This window comes from Geobacillus sp. WSUCF-018B, assembly GCF_002809985.1.
GTDB classification, from domain to species: Bacteria; Bacillota; Bacilli; order Bacillales; family Anoxybacillaceae; genus Geobacillus; species Geobacillus thermophilus.
On record NZ_PIJF01000126.1, the window covers coordinates 1 to 1702 of the forward strand.

The following is a 1702-nucleotide window of genomic DNA, read 5'->3' on the forward strand; positions in this document are numbered from 1 at the left end:
GACACGCCTCAAAGAATAAGGATTGCTTGAAGCAGTCAAACTTCTTTGGAAGCCCCCACTTCAAATTTTCGCTAGAAAATTAAGTGGGGGTAGTTCACCAACGCGGGGCAAATCGCCGGCCTCATCGATGACGTGCCGACGGTGGCCGAGCTGTTTGAACAAATGATGACGGAAGCGAAAACGCAGTGGCAATCGTTGTCCGAACTGTTTCGCTGATGTACGAAAGACGCCTGTCAAATGGCGTCTTTTTTTGGCGATGAAAAATGGGTTGGCAGAGGGTTGACACTGACAATGAACATCGTTACTATAAAAATAGTATTACGTTATTTTAACGTAATAATATTTTTTGTTATATTAAATTGAAAACGCTTTCAATCAGTAAAGCAAAGGAGAGGGGACGCGATGAAGGTCATGTTATCGCCAAACATGTCGCAAAGCTTCGATTTGTTTTTCCATATGCGCGAACACGAACAGGTCGTGTTTTGCCACGATGAAGCGACTGGCCTAAGGGCGATCATTGCCATTCACAGCACCGCGCTTGGGCCGGCGCTCGGCGGCTGCCGGATGCATCCGTATGCCACGACGGAAGAGGCGCTTGCCGATGCGCTGCGGCTGTCGAAAGGGATGACGTATAAATGTTTGGCCGCAGATGTCGATTTTGGCGGCGGCAAAGCGGTGATCATCGGCGACCCGCGCAAAGACAAATCACCGGAATTGTTTCGCGCTTTCGGCCAGTTCGTGGAGTCATTAGGCGGCCGGTTTTACACGGGCACGGATATGGGGACGACGCCGGATGATTTCGTGCACGCCATGAAAGAGACGAATTGCATCGTCGGCGTTCCGGAAGCGTATGGCGGAAGCGGCGACTCATCCGTGCCGACGGCCGAGGGCGTTGTTTACGGCATTCAGGCGACGAACGATGTTGTGTTTGGCAGCAAGCATTTGCATGGCAAAACGTATGCCATCCAAGGGCTCGGAAAAGTCGGAAAAAAAGTGGCGCTTCGTTTGCTTGAAGAAGGGGCGGACCTCATACCCGTCAAGTTAGCGGTATAAAATTTTTTAGGATGATACGCATGTTCGAAAAATCAATCAAAGGATGAAGAGAAAACCAAATGCTGGGCATGCCAAATAACCCTCAAGAAGAGGGTTATTTGGCATTTATATCCATAACCTACACTACCATATCCCCAATTTCTTTAAAAGATCCGATACCGTTTCCTCGCCTTTCCTTCGGTCTTTCCTCGCGTGTTTCCTTAACAGAGACAGGAGAGATGGAAGGGCGGTTTCCATCGCTTGGGGATGCAAAAGAAACCGATGCCAATACGATTGGAGGATATTAAGCGCTTCCATTCACTGATCTCGATTCCCTCCCGTTGATGCCAATACCTTCGGGCTTGGAACAGAAGAGTCTGCGTGACTAAAATGGCAATCAATGTCCCATATAAGGAGTCAGTCAAGACTTTGTGGAGAGCATTTTTTCGGTTCACTACGGGCGTTGTCAATCACTAGTTAGCGAACCATTTTCAGGAATTAATATCGTAAGCGCTTTCGGACTCTCATCCCTCATCTTGAGGTGATGATATTGTATTCCATTTTTTTACATCCAACCACCATCCCGGAGCGCCGACAACGCTTGATGGATCGGCGTCCCGGATGACCGCTGCAGACACGGTAGATTCTGACGCACCACATCTGCCCATAA

General features: G+C 48.9%; 2 protein-coding genes and 2 pseudogenes. 3 read left to right on the forward strand and 1 reads right to left on the reverse strand.

The window, feature by feature from the left end; translation table 11 throughout:
• Window positions 1–93: 93 nt before the first annotated feature.
• The 3 genes and pseudogenes from CV944_RS17805 to CV944_RS17385 form a co-directional block, all read left to right on the forward strand.
• Window positions 94–216 (forward strand): annotated as a pseudogene (locus CV944_RS17805) (NAD(P)H-dependent flavin oxidoreductase); the annotation flags it as partial.
• Window positions 217–402: 186 nt separating this feature from the next.
• A pseudogene (locus CV944_RS16920) lies at window positions 403–1029 on the forward strand (Glu/Leu/Phe/Val dehydrogenase dimerization domain-containing protein); the annotation flags it as partial.
• A gap of 83 nt (window positions 1030–1112) precedes the next feature.
• On the forward strand, window positions 1113–1340 hold the full coding sequence (locus tag CV944_RS17385; RefSeq protein ID WP_158236230.1) for a hypothetical protein: 228 nt from the start codon (window positions 1113–1115) through the stop codon (window positions 1338–1340).
• Between the two features lie 257 nt (window positions 1341–1597).
• Here the strand turns inward: CV944_RS17385 and CV944_RS17230 are convergent.
• Window positions 1598–1702, reverse strand: a 105-nt coding sequence (locus CV944_RS17230; protein ID WP_145994850.1) for a UPF0236 family protein, incomplete at its 5' end; no start/stop codon positions are given.

What these genes read in the sequence shown, in the direction of transcription:
- CV944_RS17385 (WP_158236230.1), top strand. Translation starts at nt 1,113, where the DNA reads ATGCTGGGCATGCCAAATAACCCTCAAGAAGAGGGTTATTTGGCATTT.